Origin of the sequence: Pseudonocardia nematodicida (genome assembly GCF_040105385.1) — a bacterium.
Lineage (GTDB): Bacteria > Actinomycetota > Actinomycetes > Mycobacteriales > Pseudonocardiaceae > Pseudonocardia > Pseudonocardia nematodicida.
The window spans coordinates 382,022-399,629 of the sequence record NZ_JBEDNQ010000004.1 but is presented as its reverse complement, the minus strand read 5'-3'; the positions used below and the strand labels follow the sequence as shown (position 1 = coordinate 399,629).

Genomic DNA, 17,608 nt, shown 5'->3' with positions numbered 1-17,608 from the left:
CCCCCTTTTCGGACTCATGACGCTTTGGTTCGGCCATGCCGAACCAAAGCGTCATGAGTCGGGCTACGGATGGGGCGCGCGGGGCGTCAGAGGCGGGTGTTGTGCCAGGCCCAGGTCTCGGCGAGGCCGTCGGCCAGGGTCGTGGGGGCCGGGAGGTCGAGGGCGGCCAGGCCGCGGGACGGGTCCAGGCAGCTGCGGCGCAGCTCGCCCTGGCGGGCCGGCTGGTGCTCCGGGGTGAAGGCGCCGGCGTCGAGGCCCGCGATCCGCCCGATCGTGGCCGCGAGCTCGACGATGGTCGACTCGGTGCCGGTGCCCACGTTGAACACCTCGCCGGCCAGGCGGCCGTCGGCGAGGCGGTCGGCGGAGGCGAGCGCGGCGCGGGCGACGTCGCCGACGTAGAGGAAGTCGCGGGTCTGCCCGCCGTCGCCGAAGACCGTGGGCCGGCCCCCGGAGCGTGCGCGGTCGCAGAACAGCGACACCACCCCGGCGCCGCCGGCCGGGTGCTGGCGCGGGCCGTAGACGTTCGCGAAGCGCAGCACCAGCGCGGGCAGGCCGTGCGCGCGGACGAAGAACCGGGTGTAGCGCTCGGCGGCGAGCTTGCTCATCCCGTACGGCGACTCGGGCTCGGCGGGCTCGTCCTCCGTCGTCGGCAGCGGCGCCCCGTCGCCGTAGATCGCGCCGCCGGTGGAGCAGACGACGACCGCCCGCGCCCCGGCGTCCCGCGCGGCTCCCAGCACGCTGAGCGTCCCCAGTACGTTCACCGAGGCGTCGTGCACGGGGTCGGCCATCGAGGTGCGGACGTCGATCTGCGCGGCCAGGTGGTGCACCGCGTCCGGCCGGAACTCGGCCGCGAGCTTCGCCATGCCGGCGGTGTCCCGGATGTCGAGCTCGACGAGATCCACGCCGGCCGGGAGGTTCTCCCGCTTCCCGGCCGACAGGTCGTCGACGACCAGGATCTCGGCGTCGCGGGCGACCAGGGCGTCGACCAGGGTGGAACCGATGAAACCGGCTCCGCCGGTGACGAGCGCGCGCATGCTTCCTCCGGGCCGGTTGCGGACGGTCGTCGGGTTCACCGCCGCCCGACACGGTAGCCGTCCGGCATTCCGGGTCGGTGCAAGGATCGCCGCCGGGCAGCCGGGGCGATCCGGAGGTGTTCACCGCGGCGTCACCCGACCGTCGACCCGTGAACGTTGTGGTTCGTCGCCCGGTCTGTCCTGATTATCGGACCAGGGTGACGCGAACTTGGGGGATCCGTTGAGCGGTGGGCAGGGCATGTGGTTCTGGGTGGTTCTAGGCGGTGTGGCGGGGGGCGTCGTCGGATTGCTCCTCGGCCAGTGGTGGGTGGTCGTGGCCGGGATCGCGCTCGGTGTTGCGGGGTACTACCTCGGGCAGCAGTTCGCTCCGAAGCATCCGGACGGTCCGGCTGGGGCCGAGCCGGACGCCGAGTCCGGTTCGCCGGGGCCCTCGGTCCGCGACTGAGTCGTCCGGACGCTCATGGCGAAGGGGGCTCCGTTGCGCCCAGGTCCAGCCGGTACACGGTGACCGTCCCGCTCCGGAACGCCGGCGTGAGGCCGGGGAGATCCTTGCCGTCGAGCTCGGCGAATCCGGACGGAGTGGTGAACATGTCCGAACCAGTCCATCCGTCCGGCGCGCCCGCCGCTCCGATGGGGGGTGCCTCGGCGTCGACATACACCCAGCCGACGTCCAGGTCCTGCAGGATCCGCCGGAGGTCCGGATCGTCCGGGTAGCGGTCGAAGGAGCGCAGCAGTTCGTAGGTGTACGGCATCGCACCGGTCCCGAGCGTGGTCGAGTTGACGACCGGGATCCCAGCCGCGACATAGAGGTACGTCGACCCGTCGTTCGCGGAGTTCAGGACGCGCTCGCCGGGGGCCACACGTCCGTCCAGGAAGTCGACCGCGGCCAGGTCGTCCGGTCCGACGCGGACGAAGTCCGGGGTCGCGTACCGGGCCGCCACAGTGGTCGTGTTCGTGCTGACGGCACGGTCGACCGGGACGGCGAGGAGGGCGGCCATCGCGGTGAGCACCGCGACCGCGGCAACCGGCCGGCTCCGTACCGGAGCGGGCAGCGGTCGCCGCACCCGGCGGCGGAGGGCGTGCACCACCCCGAGCATCGTGAGGACGACCCCGAGCGCTGCCAGCGTCGGTACGAACAGCGAGACGTGCGACCAGATCCGCGGCACCGAGTTGTAGAACAGCCCGGTCACCAGGCGAAGCGGTCCGGTCCCCGGCGCGAACATCGACGACGCCGTCACCAGCACCCACACCGCCCACGCGGCCACGACACCGAGGCCGGCTCCGGCACGTACCACCACGAGCACTCCGAACAGGTACAGCGCGGTGAGCCCGGCGAGGCCGATTCCCCGCGGTGGGTCGAGGTACCCGCCGTAGATCAGGGCGACAGCGCTGCCGAGCGAGTCGCCAAGGGGGTATCCCTGTGGTGCGACCGCGAACGATCCGGTCGCACCTGTCGACTCTCCGCCCTGAAGCACGACCGGTGCGGCGAGCAGCGCGCCGACGCCTCCGGCGCCCAGCAGAACCGGGACCGAGCGGCGCAGCCGCGTTCGGCCTTGCCGGGTCACCAGGTCACCGGCGAGCCAGGCGATCACCGAGATCCCGACGGTGACCGCCGCGCTCGGGTGAACCGCGACGATCCCGGCCGCACCCGCGCCGAGCCCTACCGCCGTGCGCCCGGCGCGCTCTTCGGAGGCGAGCAGCAGCGCCGCGATCAGCCCCGGAGCCAGGCACAGGGCGACCGCCGCGGAGTAGATGCCCCCGTCGTGCATGAGCTGTACGGCGGGTCGGTACAACGCCGGCGCGAGGACCGCGGCGGTGCCGGCCGTGAGCCATGCGGTGGACGTGCCGGCACATAGCCTCAGCGCCGCGACGGCGGTCAGTACCGCCACCGACAACACCCAGCAGACGGCCAGGTAGATCACGGTCATCGCGTTGAGAGAGGCGGCCGGGTCGACGCCGGTCCCGGCGAGCAGGGCCGGTGCCAGGTGCGCGCCCGCCGGGTAGAAGCGCACCGGGCCCTCGGTGAGCAGGTCGAGCGGGCGGACCTGCCACGGCGCGGCGTTGCCCGACCGCTCGATATAGCTGACGAGCAGCAGGTGGGTGATCATGTCGTGTTCCTGCGCGATCCGGTCGAGGCCACCCAGGCCGCGCAACCACATCCGGGTTGCGACGGCGGTGCCCGCCACCACCCCGAACACACCGACGACCGCGGGCGCGGTGGGACGTCGCAGCCCGACCCGCCATCGCGCCCCTGACCGCCACAATCGCACCGCGCCGACCAGCAGCAGTGCCACGACCACCGTGACGACGAGGCCGGGAGAGAACGACACCCCTGCCGGCGCGGCGACGGTCGCGACGATCAGCAGGATGGCGACCGACGCGGTAGGTACCAGCGCGGCGATCAGCAGCAGGGAACGGATCCGCAACGCGAGCAGTAGCGCGGCACCGGGGAGCAGGGCGATCACCGCAGCGGCGATCAGGATCAGGCGGTCCAGCGTGCTCTCCTCCGCTCCGCCGCGCCTCGTCGCGCGGAGGCGGCACCGTATCGCCTTGCCGAGCCGACACCCGGTCGGGGCATACGGTCGGCCCGAGGTGACCCGCCCGTAGGCTCGCCGCACGTTCCCGCAGTACTAACGGAGGTCCTGCGCGTGGAGATCGCAGTCATCGGCCTGGGCAAGATCGGGCTCCCGCTCGCCGCCCAGTTCGCGTCCAAGGGCCACCGCGTGACCGGGGTGGACATCGCCCCGGACGTCGTGCGGCTGGTCAACGAGGCCACCGAGCCGTTCCCCGGCGAGGCCGGCCTGGCCGACGCGCTCGCCGAGCTCGTCCCCTCCGGCGCACTGCGCGCCACCACCGACTACGCCGACGCCGTCCCCGGCGCGGACGCCATCGTGCTGGTGGTCCCGCTCTTCGTCGACGACGACGCCCGTCCCGACTTCCGCTCGCTGGACGCGTCGACCGAGGAGCTCGCCGCGCACCTGACGCCGGGCACCCTGGTCTCCTACGAGACGACGCTGCCGGTCGGCACGACCCGGGACCGGTGGATGCCGATGCTGGAGAAGGGCTCGGGCCTGGCCGAGGGCATCGACTTCCACGTCGTGTTCTCCCCGGAGCGGGTGCTGACCGGGCGCGTGTTCGCCGACCTGCGCAAGTACCCCAAGCTCATCGGCGGACTCTCCGCCGAGGGGGCGCAGCGGGCCACCTCGTTCTACGCCGATGTCCTGGACTTCGACGAGCGCACCGACCTGCCCCGGCCGAACGGCGTCTGGGACCTCGGATCGGCCGAGGCGAGCGAGCTGGCCAAGCTCGCCGAGACCACCTACCGCGACGTCAACATCGGGCTGGCGAACCAGTTCGCCCGCTTCGCCGACTCGGCGGGGATCGACATCGCCCGGGTCATCGAGGCCGCCAACTCGCAGCCCTACAGCCACATCCACCAGCCCGGCATCGCCGTCGGTGGGCACTGCATCCCGGTCTACCCGCGTCTCTACCTGTGGAACGACCCGGACGCGACGGTCGTCCGTGCCGCCCGCGAGGCGAACGCGGCCATGCCGTCGTACACGATCGGGTTGCTGGAGGGCGCATTCGGCGACCTGCGTGGCGCCCGCGTCGCGGTGCTCGGCGCCGCCTACCGGGGCGGGGTCAAGGAGACCGCGTTCTCCGGGGTGTTCCCGACGGTCGCGGCGCTGGCCGGGCGCGGCGCGGTCCCCCTGGTGCACGACCCGCTCTACGCCGACGACGAGCTCGCCGGCCTCGGTTTCACCCCCTACCACCTCGACGAGCCGGTGGACGCCGCCGTCGTCCAGGCCGACCACCGCGAGTACGCGGAGCTGGGGCCGGACCGGTTGCCCGGTGTGCGGGTACTCGTCGACGGCCGTCGCACGAGCTCCGCTGACCGCTGGCCCGGCGTGACCTACCGGGTGATCGGCCGTGGCTGAGCGGTTCGTGAAGCAGCCGTTCGTGGCACCGGGCGCCGACGTCGCCGGGTCGGCCAGGCTCGGTGACGGGGTCAAGGTCTGGCACCTCGCCCAGATCCGGGAGGACGCCGACCTCGGCGCGAACTCGATCGTCGGGCGCGGCGCGTACGTCGGCATCGGCGTCCGGGTCGGGGAGAACTCGAAGATCCAGAACCACGCTCTGGTCTACGAGCCCGCAGAGCTCGCCGCGGGAGTCTTCATCGGACCCGCGGTCGTGCTGACCAACGACACCTTCCCGCGCGCGGTCAACCCGGACGGGACGCCGAAGGGCACGGCCGACTGGGAGCCCGTCGGCGTCACGATCGGTGAGGGCGCCTCGATCGGTGCCCGCGCGGTGTGCATCGCCCCGGTGACCGTCGGCGCCTGGGCCACGGTGGCGGCCGGTGCGGTCGTGACCCGGGACGTGCCGGCGCACGCGCTCGTCGCCGGGGTTCCGGCCCGCCGGATCGGCTGGGTCGGACGCGCGGGTGTGCCGCTGGCGGAGAAGGACGGGCAGTGGGTCTGCCCGTCCACCGGCACGACCTACACCGAGGACGGAGGCTCGCTGCGCGAGGTCGGCTGAGCCGCGTCGCCCAGCAGCTCGGCGACGGCGTCCCGGGTCACCGCCGAGTCCTCGGTGGAGTTGAGCACCGCGGCGGCACGGTGCGCGTTCTGCTTGTACTCGGCGACCTGCGCCGGAGAGAGGGCGGCGAGGGTGTCGCGCATCGCGGCCGCCGTGTGGTCGGGCGCGATCGTGCCGAAGCCGTGCTCGGTGATCAGCCGGTCGGTCTCGGGTGCGGAGTTGAACACCACCGCGAGCCGCGCCTGCACGAAGTCGAAGATCTTGTTCGGCAGCATCAGGCGGTGGTTCGGGGTGAGCGGCGGGAGACTGAAGACGCCGACGTCGTAGGCGTTGAGTGTGGGTGCGAGCTCGTGCGGCCGGACCGGGTCGTGCAGCGTGATCCGAGGGTCGCCGCCGATGAGCGCGCGCAGCCGGCCCAGGTAGCGGCCCCCGTCCCGGCTGGGGACCAGGTACAGGTCGAGTGAGTACTCGGGGCCGAGCCCCCGCACGGCCTCGATCAGCGCCTCGAGGTTGCGACCCGGCACAGCACCTCCACTGTGGACGAGCCGGATCCGGCCGTGCTCTACCGGCCGCGGCTCGAGGTCGTGCAGCGGTCCCGCGTTGCGGACGACCCGGCACGGCACGCCGAAGCGTTCCCGGTACATCTCGCCGATGGACCCGTTCACGACGGTGACGGCCGACATCCGGGGCAGATACTTCGCGCACTGGTGGAACATGAACGGCCGCACCAGCAGCCGCCACGAGGTCACGTGGGCACGCTCCTCCGGGGCCCACTCGTGGAGGTCCGCCAGCACCGGGGCGCCGTCCGCCACGCGGTGTGCGAGCGCCATCGCCCGGGCCTCGTTGGCGACCACGACGTCGAACCGGCGGCCGGCGAGCAGCGAGAGCGCGGACCGCACCGCCGGACCCTCGAACTCGACCCGGTCGTACCGGCGGGCGGCGAGCAGCAGGACGCCGGCCGGGGTCTGCGGCAGCGACGGCAGCGACGGATCGAGCGGCAGGTGCTCGGCCGCGGCGTCGGGGCGCTCGCCGTACCCGATCGTCGTGACGTGGCCGAGCTCGGCGAGGACGTCGAGCTGACGCAACACCCGCGCGTCGGCGGTGATCTCCGAGAACGAGATGCAGAGGATCTTCCGCCCGGGCGCTCCGTCGACCATGACGCGCGAGTCTAGTGAGCGCGTGTCACCGGCCGGGGGCCGCGTCACACCGGTCTCTACGATCGCGCGCATGTCGTCGCCGACCGTGCTGCACGTCAACGACGCCGCGTTCACGGCCGAGCGGATGATCACCGAGGCGCGGCGGCGCGGTCTGGAATGGGACCTGCTGCCGAAGGCCGCGCCCGACCGGTCCTGGCCGGGTATCTCCGGGCGGGCGAGGCGGGCGCTCATCGGCGGACGCTGGGTCGCCCGGCTCGCGGTCCAGGCCCGGCGACACGACGTCGTGCACGTCCACTCGGCTTCGACACTCGCGCACTCGCGGTTCGGCGCGCCCCGCTACGTCCTCCACTGCCACGGCACCGACGTCCGCACCACCCAGTACGACCCCGCCCGCACGGCGTCCATCGTGGATGGTCTGCGGCGGGCGGAAGCGGTGCTGTACTCGACGCCGGACCTCGCCGAGCACGTCCTGGGCCATCGGCCGGACGCCGTGTACCTGCCGGTCCCGATCGACGTGGACGCCGTGCCCGAGTGGTCACCGGTGCCGGGCCGGCCGCAGGTGGTGTTCGCGTCGCGGTGGAGCCCGGACAAGGGGGTGGACACCCAGCTCGCCGTCGCCCGGGAGCTCCGCACCCGGTTCGGCGGCGAGGTCGACGTCGTCGGGCTGGACTGGGGCCCGTGCAGCGCCGAGGCCGCCCGGGTCGGTGTCCGGCTGGTGCCGCGTTCCGGGCACGCGGACTACCTCGCGCTGCTCGCCGGCGCCGCGGTCGTCGTGGGGCAGTCCGCGGGCATCCTCGCCGCGAGCGAGCTCGAGGCGCTCGCCGCCGGGGCGCCGGTCGTCGTCCCCGTTCCGCTGCCGCTCTACGGTGACCTGCCATTGTCCGCTGTGGACGCACCTGAGGTCGCGGACGCCGTCGCCGCGGCCCTCGAACGGGGTGAACGGCACGACCGGGACGCCGTGCGCCGGTGGACGCGCGACGAGCACGGCGTCGCGCGCGCGGTGGACGTCGTCACCGACGTCCACCGGGGTGTCCTGGCGGCGCGCAGATGAGCGGGCTGCGGCCGCTGCTGGGCCGGATGTTCACCCCGGTCCGGCTGGACGACCCGACACCCACGTCGCTGACCCGTGGCAGCGCGCTCGCGATCACCGGTCTCGTCGCCCAGGGACTGCTGCGGTTCGCGACGGCGTGGCTGGTCGGGCGCCTCGCCGGTCAGGCCGAGCTCGGGATCGTGGCCTCCGCGATCGCCGCGGCCACCATCCTCGCGCTGTTGTGGCCCACGTCGACCGGTAGTGCCGCCTCGAAGTACCTGGCGCGGGCGCGCGGGGCGGGATCCGTCGAGCAGGCCCGCGCGACAGCCGGTCACCTCCGGCGGCGGATGCTCGTCGTGGTGCTGGTCCTCGCCGCGGCGGCGGTCCCGGTGTGGGTCCTGCTGGACGGTGGCAGTCCGGTCGGCGCGCTCGCCGTCGCCCTGCTGACGGTCGGCTACTCCGGCTACAGCTTCACCCGGGGAGTCCAGTTCGGCACCGGGCAGTCGGCGCGGGCGACCGGCTGGGACGTCGTGTGTGTCGCGTTCGGACTCCTCGCGCTCACGCTGCTGCTCGTCGCCGGTGTTCGCGGAATCGCCCTGGTCCTGCCGCTCGCGATCGCCTACGGCGTCTACACCCTCGCGGGGTGGCCGTTCGGGCCGAGCAGTCGCCCGGATCGGGCACATCGCCGCGAGCTGGACGGTTTCGTCGCACTCGGTGCGGCGGGCACTCTCGCCAGCTCGGGGTTCCTGCAGCTCTCCCAGATCGTCGCCAGGCTGGTCACGGGGGACGCCGGGGCCGGTGAGTACGCGGCGGCGCTCGCCCTCGCGACGCCGGCGTCGATGCTGGCCGTCTCGCTGACGCTGGTCCTGCTCCCGGCACTGTCCGAGCTCCTGGGCCGGTCCGACGACGAGGCCTTCCGGGCCCGCACCGACGAGGCGACCCGGTCGCTCGCGGTCGTCGTGGTCCTGATGTTCGGCTCGATCGTGCTGTGCAGCCGGCTGCTGATCGCGGTGATCTGGGGGGACCGGTACGCCGGGGCCGCGCCGATCCTGGCGATCCTGGCCGTCGCCGTGATGTGCACCAACCTCGGTGTCGTCGCGGTGAACGCGATGACTGCCCGCTCGCGGCGCGGGATGGCGATCAACGTGGCGGCGAGCATCACCGGGATGCTCGCCGGGATCGCGGTCTGGGTGGTCGCGGCTCCGGTGCACGGCGGGGTCGGCGTGGCGATCGGCTACCTCGCGGGAACGGTCGTGATCGCGGCCGTCCCGGTCTCCGTCACCTGGTACCAGGGGCGGCACCGGTGGGGCACGCTCTACCTGAGGATCGCGTGCGCGGTCGTCCTGCTCGTGCTGCTCCACGGGATCCAGGTGTCGTTCGACCTCCCGGCGTGGAGCGACCCGGGTCTCGCCGCGTTGTTCGTCCTGGTGTGGCTCGTCGCGAGCCGGGCCGACGCGGCCCGGCTGCCACTCCCCAGCTGGGCTCACCGAACGTGACTTCGTCATCACATTCCGGTAACCCGTCGCGTGTTAACGGCGTTTGACCTCGTATGACGCCCGGATGAACGCGCTCCGCCCGTTATGTAGCGGGCCGCATCGAAACACCTGGTAGAGCCCTGGATATGGTCTTCGTGTCGCACTGTCGCGAGCGAAGGTGATCGCGTGAGCAGAGATTTCATCCCGGCGGCCCGTCCGCTGATCGGGAGCGCCGAGCGGGCCGCGGTCGACGCGGTGCTGCGGTCCGGCCTGCTGGCCCAGGGCGCCGAGGTCGCCGCGTTCGAGGACGAGTTCGCCCGGGACCTGGTCGACGGGCGCACGACGGTCGCCGTCAACTCCGGGACCTCCGCGCTGCATCTCGGCCTGCTCGCGGCCGGGGTCGGACCCGGCGACGAGGTCATCGTTCCGTCCTTCACCTTCGCCGCGACGGCCAACGCGGTCGCGCTCACCGGCGCCACCCCGGTGTTCGCCGACATCCGGCGCGACGACTACACCCTCGACCCGGGCCATGTCGCGAGCCTGGTCGGCGAGCGCACCCGCGGGATCATGGCGGTGCACCTCTACGGTCACCCGACCGACATGGCGGCTCTGGGCCGGCTCGCCGAGGATCACGGCATCGATCTCTACGAGGACGCGGCCCAGGCGCACGGAGCGCGTCTCGACGATCGGCCCGTCGGGTCCTTCGGCCGGTTCGCCGCCTTCAGCCTCTACCCCACGAAGAACATGACCTCCGGCGAGGGCGGCATGGTCACCACCGGTGACGCCGGCCTCGCGCGCACGGTGCGGCTCCTGCGAAACCAGGGGATGGAGGCGCGGTACGCCAACGAGATCGTCGGGTTCAACGCGCGGATGACCGACGTGCACGCGGCCATCGGCCGGGTCCAGCTCGCGGACCTCCCCGAGCGGACCAAGGCCCGCCGCGCGACCGCCCAGTTCTTCGACGCCAGCCTCACCGGCGTCGGCCGGCCGACGGTCGCGGACAACGTCCTGCACGTCTACCACCAGTACACGGTCACGATCGACGACGACCGGGACGGCTTCGCCGCCGCACTGCGCGACGAGTACGGCGTCGGTTCCGGCGTGTACTACCCGACGCCGGTGCACCGCCTCCCGGCCTTCGCCAGGTCCGAGCAGTTGCCGAACACCGAATGGGCCGCGCGCCGGGTGCTGTCCCTGCCGGTGCACCCGGCCCTGGACGACGAGGACCGGGAACGGATCGTGACGGCAGTCAACAGCCTCGCCCGGGCAGGTGCCTGATGGCCGATCTGCGGGTCGGACTCATCGGACTCGGCATGATGGGCCGGCACCACGCCCGAGTCGTCCGGGAGACCAGTGGGGTCGAGCTCGTCGCGGTCGCCGATCCGGTCGGGGACGCGCACGGCGTCGCCGGGCCGCTTCCCCTGCTGGGTGGCGTCGACCAGCTCGTCGCTGCCGGGATCGACATGGCGGTCTGCGCCGTCCCGACCGCGCTGCACGAGGAGGTCGGCCTCGCGCTGGCCGAAGCGGGAGTGCACACCCTGATCGAGAAGCCGATCGCGCACAGCGTCGAGGCCGGCGAGCGGCTGGTCGAGGCCTTCACCTCGCGCGGGCTGGTCGGCGCGGTCGGGCACGTCGAGCGGTACAACCCGGCGCTCCAGTCGCTGCGGGTCCGGATGGCGAACGGCGACCTCGGCGAGATCTACCAGATCGCGACCCGGCGGCAGGGTCCCTTTCCCGCTCGGATCGCCGACGTCGGTGTCGTCAAGGACCTCGCCACGCACGACATCGACCTGACCGCCTGGCTGGCGCAGTCGCACTACGTCGGGCTCAACGCGCAGACCACGACCCGTTCCGGACGTGAGCACGAGGACATGATCGCCGTCACCGGTCGGCTGGCCGACGGGACGATCACCAACCACCTGGTCAACTGGCTGTCGCCGATGAAGGAACGGGTCACCGTCGTCACCGGCGAACGCGGGGCGTTCGTGGCCGACACCCTGACCGCGGACCTCACGTTCCACGGCAACGGCGTGATCGACACCGAGTGGGAGTCGGTCGCAAACTTCCGCGGGGTCAGCGAGGGCGACGTCGTCCGGTACGCGATCCCGAAGCCCGAACCGCTGCGCACCGAGCACGAGTGCTTCCGGGACGCCGTACTGGGTCTGGCCGACCGGATCGTGAGCCTGGAACAGGGACTGGCGACGCTCCGCACGGCGGAGTGGGCGCTGGCCTCCGCGCGAGAGGCCGGAACGCCGGGGGTCGACGCCCGGGAGCTGGTGACGCGATGACGGCGCGGGTCGCGATCGCGTCGAGGATCTTCAGGCCGGAAGCCGGGGCCGCGGCCTTCCGCCTGGGGGCGCTCGCCGACGAGCTGGTCGAGCGCGGGCACCGGGTCACGGTCGTGACCACCACAGCGCCGGGTGGACAACGGCACGACGAGGGCCCGATCACGGTCCGCCGGTGGCCGGTCCTGCGTGATCGGAGCGGGAGCGTCCGGGGGTATGTCCAGTACCTGTCCTACGACCTCCCGCTGTTCTTCCGGTTGCTCCTGACCCGCAGCGATGCGGTGGTGGTCGAGCCGCCCCCGACGACCGGGGTCGTCGTGCGGACGGTGTGCGCCCTCACCGGCACCCCGTACTACTACTTCGCCGCCGACGTCATGTCGGCCGCCGCCGCCGGGGTGGGGGTCAACCCGTCGGTCGTCCGGCTGCTGACCCGCCTCGAGCGATGGGTCCTCAACGGCTCGCGCGGGGTGCTCGCGGTCTCCGACGGCGTGCGCGAGACGCTCCGGGGAATCGGTGTGCGGGACGAGCTGATCCACGTCGTCGGGATGGGCATCGACACGGTCCGGTTCGCCCACCGGCCCGGACTGCCCGTGCCGGCGATGAAGACCCTGGTGTACGCGGGCACCATGTCGGAGATCCACGGCGCCGACGTCTTCGTGCGGGCGTTCGCCGAGATCGCCGGGGCTCATCCGGACGCCCGGCTGCTCATGATCGGTCGGGGGGTCGACGTCCCGGCGCTGCAACGACTCGCCGACGAGATTGCGCCGGGGCGGGTCGAGTTCCGGTCCCCGGAGTCGCCCGAGCGTCTCAGCGCGGAGTTCTCGGTCGCGCACGCGGCGCTGGCGTCGGTCAAGCCCGGCGTCGGCTACGACTTCGCGTTCGCCACCAAGGCGCTGTCCGGCCTCTCCGCGGGTGCGCCGGTCGTGTACGCCGGGGTGGGTCCGTTGGGGCCGATCGTCCGGGAGCACGGTCTCGGCTGGGCCGTGGACTGGGACCCGGCCGCCGTCGCGTCCGCGATGGCGGAGGCGCTGTCCGCGCGGCCGGACGACCAGCACCGGCTCGCGCTGTCGCGCTGGGTGCGTGACCGGCACAGCCTGCGCGCGGTGGCGGCCGCGGCCGCGGACGTCGCCGTCGGGCCGACCGGCGGAGGAGTGGACGGACCGCGCCTCCCGGCCGGCGAGTCGGCGGATCCGGGCCGCTCCGACGAGACGTCCTCGGCCTGACCGGGGTCGCGGGACACCACCCACGGCCCCAGGTGGTGCGAGGTCATCCCGGGGTGACCGCCATTTTCGGTGTACCGGTTTCGGGGACGCCCTGCAGCCGGACGCGCGGAGCAGCCCGCAATGCGGCCTGGACGGGTTCAGCGCGGCAGGGAGCCGCCGGCTTCCTCGTGCCGCTCCTCGGCCGCCGTCGCCCGGGTGCTGCGCAGCAGCTCCGTCAGCTCCTTCTCCCGCCGCTCCAGCTCCGCGTCCCGCACCGCGATCTGCCGGGCGAGGTTGGTCAGGTGCTGGCTGATCTCCCGGTCCCGCAGGTAGGTGTTCAGCATCCCGAACACGAACCCGACGACCAGCAGGTAGACGATCAGGTCGGTACCGCGGCCGATGCCGATCGCGTTGGCGACGAGCGTGACGTCGTTGGGCCGCAGCACCGCGTAGATGTTCACGAGCACGAAGGCCCCGAACGCGAGCCGCTTGCTGGCCCGGATCCCGACATTCTGTCCACTGCGGACGAAGTAGACGAGCGCGGCCAGCGCCGCGCCCACGAGAACGACCTGGACGATCACGGCGTCACCTCTGTCGGACCGAGAGGTCGAACAGGATGTTGACCCCGTTGAACAACGACTGGCCCTTGGACCGGGAGTACTCGGTGTAGCGGATGGTGACGGGCTCCTCGCGGATCCGCCAGGTGGAGTGGGCGAGCGTCGCCACGATCTCGGACGCGTGCGCCATCCCGTTCATCGAGATGTGCAGGTCCTGGGCGACCGGGCGGGCCAGTACCCGCAGCCCGTTGTGCGCGTCGGTGAGCTTGAGCTTGCGGCTGGCCGGCGACAGCGCCGCGACCGTACGCAGCACGATCCGCTTGAGCAGCGGGATCGGCTCGGTGGAGGTGAGGAACCGGGAACCGAGGACGACGTCGGCCTCGCCGTCGCGGACGATCGCGGCCATCCGCTCGGCGTCCTCGATGTCGTGCTGGCCGTCGGCATCGAAGGTGACGATCCGCTGGGCGCCGCGGCGCAGCGCGTACTCGATACCGGTCTGCAGGGACGCGCCCTGGCCGAGGTTGATCGGGTGCTTCACGAGGTGCGCCGGCGTGCCGGCGATGCGCTCGGCCGAGGCGTCCCGGCTGCCGTCGTCGACGCAGACCACGTTCGGGAACCGGGTCCGGATCTCGGTGACGACGTCGGCGATGACGGTCTCCTCGTTGTACACGGGGACCACCACCCAGGTGCCGCTGTCGGCGCCCACACCCACTCCTCGCCGTCGTCGCTCGTGAGCGGACGGCGGTCGCATGCCGTCCGCGGCAAGGCTATCGTCCGCCCGGGTGCACCCGTCGTGGGTGGGGGGCCTATGAACAGGGCAATCCGGACTTTCCGTACATTCGGTCCGGTGGATTCGCGGACTCTGCTGGAGTTGATGCTGTCCGACCTGGAGGGAGCGCCGGAGCTCTACCGGCCGACGAACTTCTGGCGGACGGGCCTGGAGAAGGTGGTCGCCGACCTGCGCGACCGGGGATTCACCGAGTTCCGACGGCATCCGAGCGCGACGTTCTTCTACGCGCCGCGCTACGCGCCGGTGTCCCGTCCCGCCGCGGCGCTGTCCTCGCTGTTCGGCCGCGCCGGGTCACCCGGCAGGCTGATCCGGGACCGCATCGACCAGGTCCCGGTGGCCCGTGCCCACCACGCGTGCGTGCAGGCGCTCGACCCGGCCGACCGGGCGCCGCGGCTCGACGGGTTCTCCGAGTCCGCCGAGGGGGCCCCGACCGAGCAGCTGGTGTTCGACGGCCGCCGGTACAGCCGCTCCTCGCTCAACTACCTGCGCGGGCTCGTCATGCTCAAGCGCGCGGCGCCGGACCTGGACGTCTCCACCGTTCTCGAGATCGGCGGCGGGTTCGGCACCCTCGGCGAGATCCTGCTGACCGACGACCGCAACCCCGGTCTGCGCTATGTCGACGTCGACATCCCGCCGGTCGCCGCCGTCGCCACGCACTACCTGAAGCGGGTGCTCGGCGAGGACCGGGTGCTCGACTACGCCGCCACCCGCGAGCAGGAGAAGATCGCGGTCGACGAGCTGGAGCACCCGGCGACGGTGCTCTGCTCGTGGCAGCTGCCCCGGCTCACCGGCACCGTCGACCTGTTCGCGAACTTCATCTCGTTCCAGGAGATGGAGCCCGAGGTCGTCGAGAACTACGCGTCCCTGGTCGCCGGACTCGGAGCCCGCTGGCTGCTGCTGCGCAACTCGCCGACCGGTAAGCCGAACGTGCGCGAGCCGATGCTGCGGGACCGCTACCTGGAGTTCTTCTCCGGCTACGAGCTCGTCGACTCCGACGCCGGGCTCTACGGCCAGGACTCCGAGGGCACGGTGTCCGAGGTGATGGTGCTCGCCCGGCGCTAGGGATCCGGTGCTGACTACCCTCGGGCGCATGCGCACTCCCGACGCGATCGAGATCGGCGGCCACCGTGTGGGGCCCGGCGAGCGGCCGTTCGTCATCGCCGAGGTCTCCGGCAACCACAACGGGTCGCTGGACCGCGCGCTCGAGATCGTCGACGCGATCGCCGGCAGCGGCGCGCAGGCGGTGAAGTTCCAGACCTACCGGGCCGACACCATCACCATCGACGCCGACGGCCCGGCCTTCCGGATCCGCGACGACCACGGGCTGTGGGGCGGCCGGAACCTCTACCAGCTCTACGAGCAGGCGCACACGCCGTGGGAGTGGCACGAGCCGCTGTTCGCCCGTGCCCGCTCGCACGGCCTGGTGCCGTTCTCGAGCCCGTTCGACCCCACCGCGATCGACCTGCTCGAGTCGCTCGACGCGCCCGCCTACAAGGTCGCCTCGGCCGAGCTGGTCGACCTGCCGCTGATCCGCCGGATGGCCGCCACCGGCAAGCCGCTGGTCATCTCGACCGGGATGGCGACGCTGGCCGAGATCGACGCGGCGGTGTCCGCCGCCCACGAGGGCGGGGCGACCGAACTGGTGGTGCTGGCCTGCACCGCGTCCTACCCGGCCGACCCGAACGACGCGAACCTCCAGACGATCCCCGCGCTGCGCGAGGCGTTCGGCGTCCCGATCGGGCTGTCCGACCACACGCCGGGGATCGGCGTCCCGGTCGCGGCGGTCGCGCTCGGCGCCGTCGCGATCGAGAAGCACGTGACCCTGAAGCGGGCCGACGGCGGCGTCGACTCCGACTTCTCCCTGGAGCCGCACGAGCTGGCGTCGCTGGTCACCGAGACCGACGTCGCCCGTCGCGCGCTCGGGCCGGCCCGGTTCGGGCCGCGGGAGTCCGAGCGCGACACCCTGGCGCTGCGCCGCTCGCTCTACGTCGTGGCCGACGTGCGGGCGGGGGAGAAGGTGACCGAGGCGAACGTGCGCTCGATCCGGCCGGCCGGCGGGCTACCGACCGACACGATCGGGACCGTCGTCGGGCGGGAGTTCACCCGCGACGTCGCCCGCGGGACGCCGCTGACCTGGGACCTGATCTGATCAGTGGTCCCCGGTCAGGAACTTCCTGATCAACGCGTTCACCTCGTCCGGGGACTCCCGGTTCGACCAGTGCCCACGCCCCGGGAGCACCTCCAGCCGGGCCCCCGGGACCAGGCGCGCCGCCTCCGCCGTGCGTGCGACGGGCACGCCGGCGTCCCGGTCGCCCTGGACGAACAGCGCGGGGCAGCGGATCTCGTGCAGCCGCGGCCGCAGGTCGATCCGCATCCGCCGGAACCCGATCGAGTCGTTCTGCCAGTCCGAGCTGCCCGCGTTGCCCGAGCGGGCCTCGGCCAGCACCGCGTCGACGATCGCGTCGAGGTCGTCGACCTGCGACGCGTCGCCGAACAGCGCGCGCCGGACGAAGGCCGCGGTCATCGACCGGTTCCGGAAGACCAGGTTCGGCAGCGTGTCGTGGAGCAGGCGCACCTTCGCCATCAGCCAGAGCAGCTGGTGCACGAACGGCGGGAAGGACAGGGTCCCGCCCGGAGCCAGCGCGACCAGCCGCTCGACGCGCTCCGGGTGCTCGATCGCGTAGGCCAGCGTCATCGCGCCGCCCTGGGACAGCCCGACGACGGCCGCCTTCTCGACCCCGAGGTCGTCGAGCACGTCGGAGATGCTGCGCAGCAGGATCTGGTGGGTCGCGCGCCCGTCCCACGGCCGGCTCCGGCCCTGCTTCGGCCAGTCCAGCGCGATCACCCGGTGGTCGCGGGCCAGGTCCGGGATCAGCCGGGACCAGCTGAGCATCGCGTTGTCCAGCCCGGCGCCGGACAGCAGCACCACCGGCGGGCCGGTGTCGCCGGCGAGGTGGGCGTGCAGCAGGCCCTCGGGGCGCTCGACCACGTGCTCGCGGATCATCGGTCTCCCCCTGCTCGATGGGTCTCCCAGCGCTCGAACAGCGCGGGCAGCTCGGACTCCAGGAAGCGGTAGAGCTCGTGGACGTGGCTCAGCCGCTCGCGGCGGGCGTCGGAGGCGCCGTCCAGTGCGGTGAACCCCTGCTCCAGGACCGCCCGGAACTCGGTGGCGCGGGCGTAGCGGGCGGCGAGCATCCGGCTCCAGCCGTCCGGGGCGATCCGGAAGAGCTCGACGCGCTCTCCTCGCCGTCGCACGCGCTCGACCAGCCCGCCCGGGGTGAGCATCCGGGTCGCGGTGCTGATCGAGCTGCGGCTGACGCCGAGCACCTCGGCCAGGTCGGCGGCGGACTGCTCGGGCGGGTCGCTGATCAGCAGCCACCCGACCACCCGGCCGGTGATCAGGGGCATGCCCTCGCGTTCGAACGACGCCGCCACCTCGTCGACGAAGTCCAGCTCGCTCTCGGTGGGTGGTGCCATGAGCCGGACCCTACAGTCTTTGCAGTATTTACTGCATAGACTGGATCGGTGATGGAGGTGTG

At 72.7% G+C, this 17,608-nt stretch carries 17 protein-coding genes; 10 read left to right on the top strand and 7 right to left on the bottom strand.

The window, feature by feature from the left end:
• Window positions 1-86: 86 nt before the first annotated feature.
• Window positions 87-1,034 (bottom strand): NAD-dependent epimerase/dehydratase family protein, encoded by a 948-nt coding sequence (locus WIS52_RS12250; protein ID WP_349298310.1) that lies wholly within the window; start codon window positions 1,032-1,034, stop codon window positions 87-89.
• 208 nt (window positions 1,035-1,242) lie between these two features.
• Between WIS52_RS12250 and WIS52_RS12245 the strand changes: the two genes are divergently transcribed.
• Window positions 1,243-1,479, top strand: a complete 237-nt coding sequence (locus tag WIS52_RS12245; protein ID WP_349298309.1) for a hypothetical protein — start codon at window positions 1,243-1,245, stop codon at window positions 1,477-1,479.
• A gap of 13 nt (window positions 1,480-1,492) precedes the next feature.
• Here WIS52_RS12245 and WIS52_RS12240 read toward each other — a convergent pair whose 3' ends face one another.
• Complete coding sequence (locus WIS52_RS12240) at window positions 1,493-3,499, bottom strand: DUF6541 family protein (protein ID WP_349298308.1); 2,007 nt, start codon at window positions 3,497-3,499, stop codon at window positions 1,493-1,495.
• Between the two features lie 183 nt (window positions 3,500-3,682).
• On the opposite strand from WIS52_RS12240, the gene WIS52_RS12235 reads away from it, so the two are divergent.
• The gene (locus tag WIS52_RS12235; RefSeq protein ID WP_349298307.1) at window positions 3,683-4,972 is read left to right on the top strand and encodes a nucleotide sugar dehydrogenase; all 1,290 of its coding nucleotides are present in this window, start codon (window positions 3,683-3,685) and stop codon (window positions 4,970-4,972) included.
• On the top strand, window positions 4,965-5,573 hold the full coding sequence (locus WIS52_RS12230) for an acyltransferase (RefSeq protein ID WP_349298306.1): 609 nt from the start codon (window positions 4,965-4,967) through the stop codon (window positions 5,571-5,573). The genes WIS52_RS12235 and WIS52_RS12230 overlap by 8 nt, the downstream gene beginning before the upstream one ends.
• On the opposite strand, the gene WIS52_RS12225 is transcribed toward WIS52_RS12230, so the two are convergent.
• Window positions 5,534-6,730, bottom strand: a complete 1,197-nt coding sequence (locus WIS52_RS12225) for a glycosyltransferase (RefSeq protein WP_349298305.1) — start codon at window positions 6,728-6,730, stop codon at window positions 5,534-5,536. The genes WIS52_RS12230 and WIS52_RS12225 overlap by 40 nt on opposite strands.
• A 70-nt stretch (window positions 6,731-6,800) precedes the next feature.
• Here WIS52_RS12225 and WIS52_RS12220 point away from each other — a divergent pair, with 70 nt between their 5' ends.
• The 5 genes from WIS52_RS12220 (at window position 6,801) to WIS52_RS12200 (ending at window position 12,743) form a co-directional block, all read left to right on the top strand.
• Window positions 6,801-7,781, top strand: coding sequence for a glycosyltransferase family protein (locus WIS52_RS12220; protein WP_349298304.1), 981 nt, complete (start codon window positions 6,801-6,803; stop codon window positions 7,779-7,781).
• Window positions 7,778-9,256, top strand: a complete 1,479-nt coding sequence (locus WIS52_RS12215) for a lipopolysaccharide biosynthesis protein (RefSeq protein WP_349298303.1) — start codon at window positions 7,778-7,780, stop codon at window positions 9,254-9,256. The genes WIS52_RS12220 and WIS52_RS12215 overlap by 4 nt, the downstream gene beginning before the upstream one ends.
• A gap of 165 nt (window positions 9,257-9,421) precedes the next feature.
• Entirely contained in the window at window positions 9,422-10,513 is a 1,092-nt protein-coding gene (locus WIS52_RS12210) for a DegT/DnrJ/EryC1/StrS family aminotransferase (protein ID WP_349298302.1), read from the top strand.
• A complete protein-coding gene (locus WIS52_RS12205; RefSeq protein ID WP_349298301.1) occupies window positions 10,513-11,523 on the top strand; it encodes a Gfo/Idh/MocA family protein in 1,011 nt (336 codons plus the stop codon). The genes WIS52_RS12210 and WIS52_RS12205 overlap by 1 nt, the downstream gene beginning before the upstream one ends.
• Window positions 11,520-12,743, top strand: a complete 1,224-nt coding sequence (locus WIS52_RS12200; protein WP_349298300.1) for a glycosyltransferase family 4 protein — start codon at window positions 11,520-11,522, stop codon at window positions 12,741-12,743. The genes WIS52_RS12205 and WIS52_RS12200 overlap by 4 nt, the downstream gene beginning before the upstream one ends.
• Window positions 12,744-12,880: 137 nt before the next feature.
• Here the strand turns inward: WIS52_RS12200 and WIS52_RS12195 are convergent, their stop codons facing one another.
• Both WIS52_RS12195 and WIS52_RS12190 read right to left on the bottom strand, forming a co-directional pair.
• On the bottom strand, window positions 12,881-13,303 hold the full coding sequence (locus WIS52_RS12195) for a DUF2304 domain-containing protein (RefSeq protein WP_349298299.1): 423 nt from the start codon (window positions 13,301-13,303) through the stop codon (window positions 12,881-12,883).
• Window positions 13,304-13,307: 4 nt separating this feature from the next.
• Window positions 13,308-13,985, bottom strand: coding sequence for a glycosyltransferase family 2 protein (locus tag WIS52_RS12190; protein WP_349298298.1), 678 nt, complete (start codon window positions 13,983-13,985; stop codon window positions 13,308-13,310).
• 141 nt (window positions 13,986-14,126) lie between these two features.
• Here WIS52_RS12190 and WIS52_RS12185 point away from each other — a divergent pair, with 141 nt between their 5' ends.
• Together WIS52_RS12185 and pseI are read left to right on the top strand one after the other, a co-directional pair.
• Entirely contained in the window at window positions 14,127-15,131 is a 1,005-nt protein-coding gene (locus WIS52_RS12185; RefSeq protein ID WP_349298297.1) for a putative sugar O-methyltransferase, read from the top strand.
• A gap of 28 nt (window positions 15,132-15,159) precedes the next feature.
• Window positions 15,160-16,218 carry a pseudaminic acid synthase gene (gene pseI / locus WIS52_RS12180; RefSeq protein WP_349298296.1) on the top strand — a complete coding sequence of 353 codons (1,059 nt, stop codon included), beginning with the start codon at window positions 15,160-15,162 and terminating at the stop codon, window positions 16,216-16,218.
• Here the strand turns inward: pseI and WIS52_RS12175 are convergent, their stop codons facing one another.
• Together WIS52_RS12175 and WIS52_RS12170 are read right to left on the bottom strand one after the other, a co-directional pair.
• Window positions 16,219-17,073 carry an alpha/beta fold hydrolase gene (locus WIS52_RS12175; protein WP_349298295.1) on the bottom strand — a complete coding sequence of 285 codons (855 nt, stop codon included), beginning with the start codon at window positions 17,071-17,073 and terminating at the stop codon, window positions 16,219-16,221.
• On the bottom strand, window positions 17,070-17,546 hold the full coding sequence (locus WIS52_RS12170; protein ID WP_349298294.1) for a GbsR/MarR family transcriptional regulator: 477 nt from the start codon (window positions 17,544-17,546) through the stop codon (window positions 17,070-17,072). The genes WIS52_RS12175 and WIS52_RS12170 overlap by 4 nt, the downstream gene beginning before the upstream one ends.
• Window positions 17,547-17,608: the final 62 nt, after the last annotated feature.

Bases quoted from the DNA above. Each gene is read 5' to 3' on its own strand.
- WIS52_RS12250 (WP_349298310.1), bottom strand. From the start codon at position 1,034: ATGCGCGCGCTCGTCACCGGCGGAGCCGGTTTCATCGGTTCCACCCTG.
- WIS52_RS12225 (WP_349298305.1), bottom strand. From the start codon at position 6,730: ATGGTCGACGGAGCGCCCGGGCGGAAGATCCTCTGCATCTCGTTCTCG.
- WIS52_RS12220 (WP_349298304.1), top strand. From the start codon at position 6,801: ATGTCGTCGCCGACCGTGCTGCACGTCAACGACGCCGCGTTCACGGCC.
- WIS52_RS12215 (WP_349298303.1), top strand. From the start codon at position 7,778: ATGAGCGGGCTGCGGCCGCTGCTGGGCCGGATGTTCACCCCGGTCCGG.
- WIS52_RS12205 (WP_349298301.1), top strand. From the start codon at position 10,513: ATGGCCGATCTGCGGGTCGGACTCATCGGACTCGGCATGATGGGCCGG.
- WIS52_RS12200 (WP_349298300.1), top strand. From the start codon at position 11,520: ATGACGGCGCGGGTCGCGATCGCGTCGAGGATCTTCAGGCCGGAAGCC.
- pseI (WP_349298296.1), top strand. From the start codon at position 15,160: ATGCGCACTCCCGACGCGATCGAGATCGGCGGCCACCGTGTGGGGCCC.
- WIS52_RS12175 (WP_349298295.1), bottom strand. From the start codon at position 17,073: ATGATCCGCGAGCACGTGGTCGAGCGCCCCGAGGGCCTGCTGCACGCC.
- WIS52_RS12170 (WP_349298294.1), bottom strand. From the start codon at position 17,546: ATGGCACCACCCACCGAGAGCGAGCTGGACTTCGTCGACGAGGTGGCG.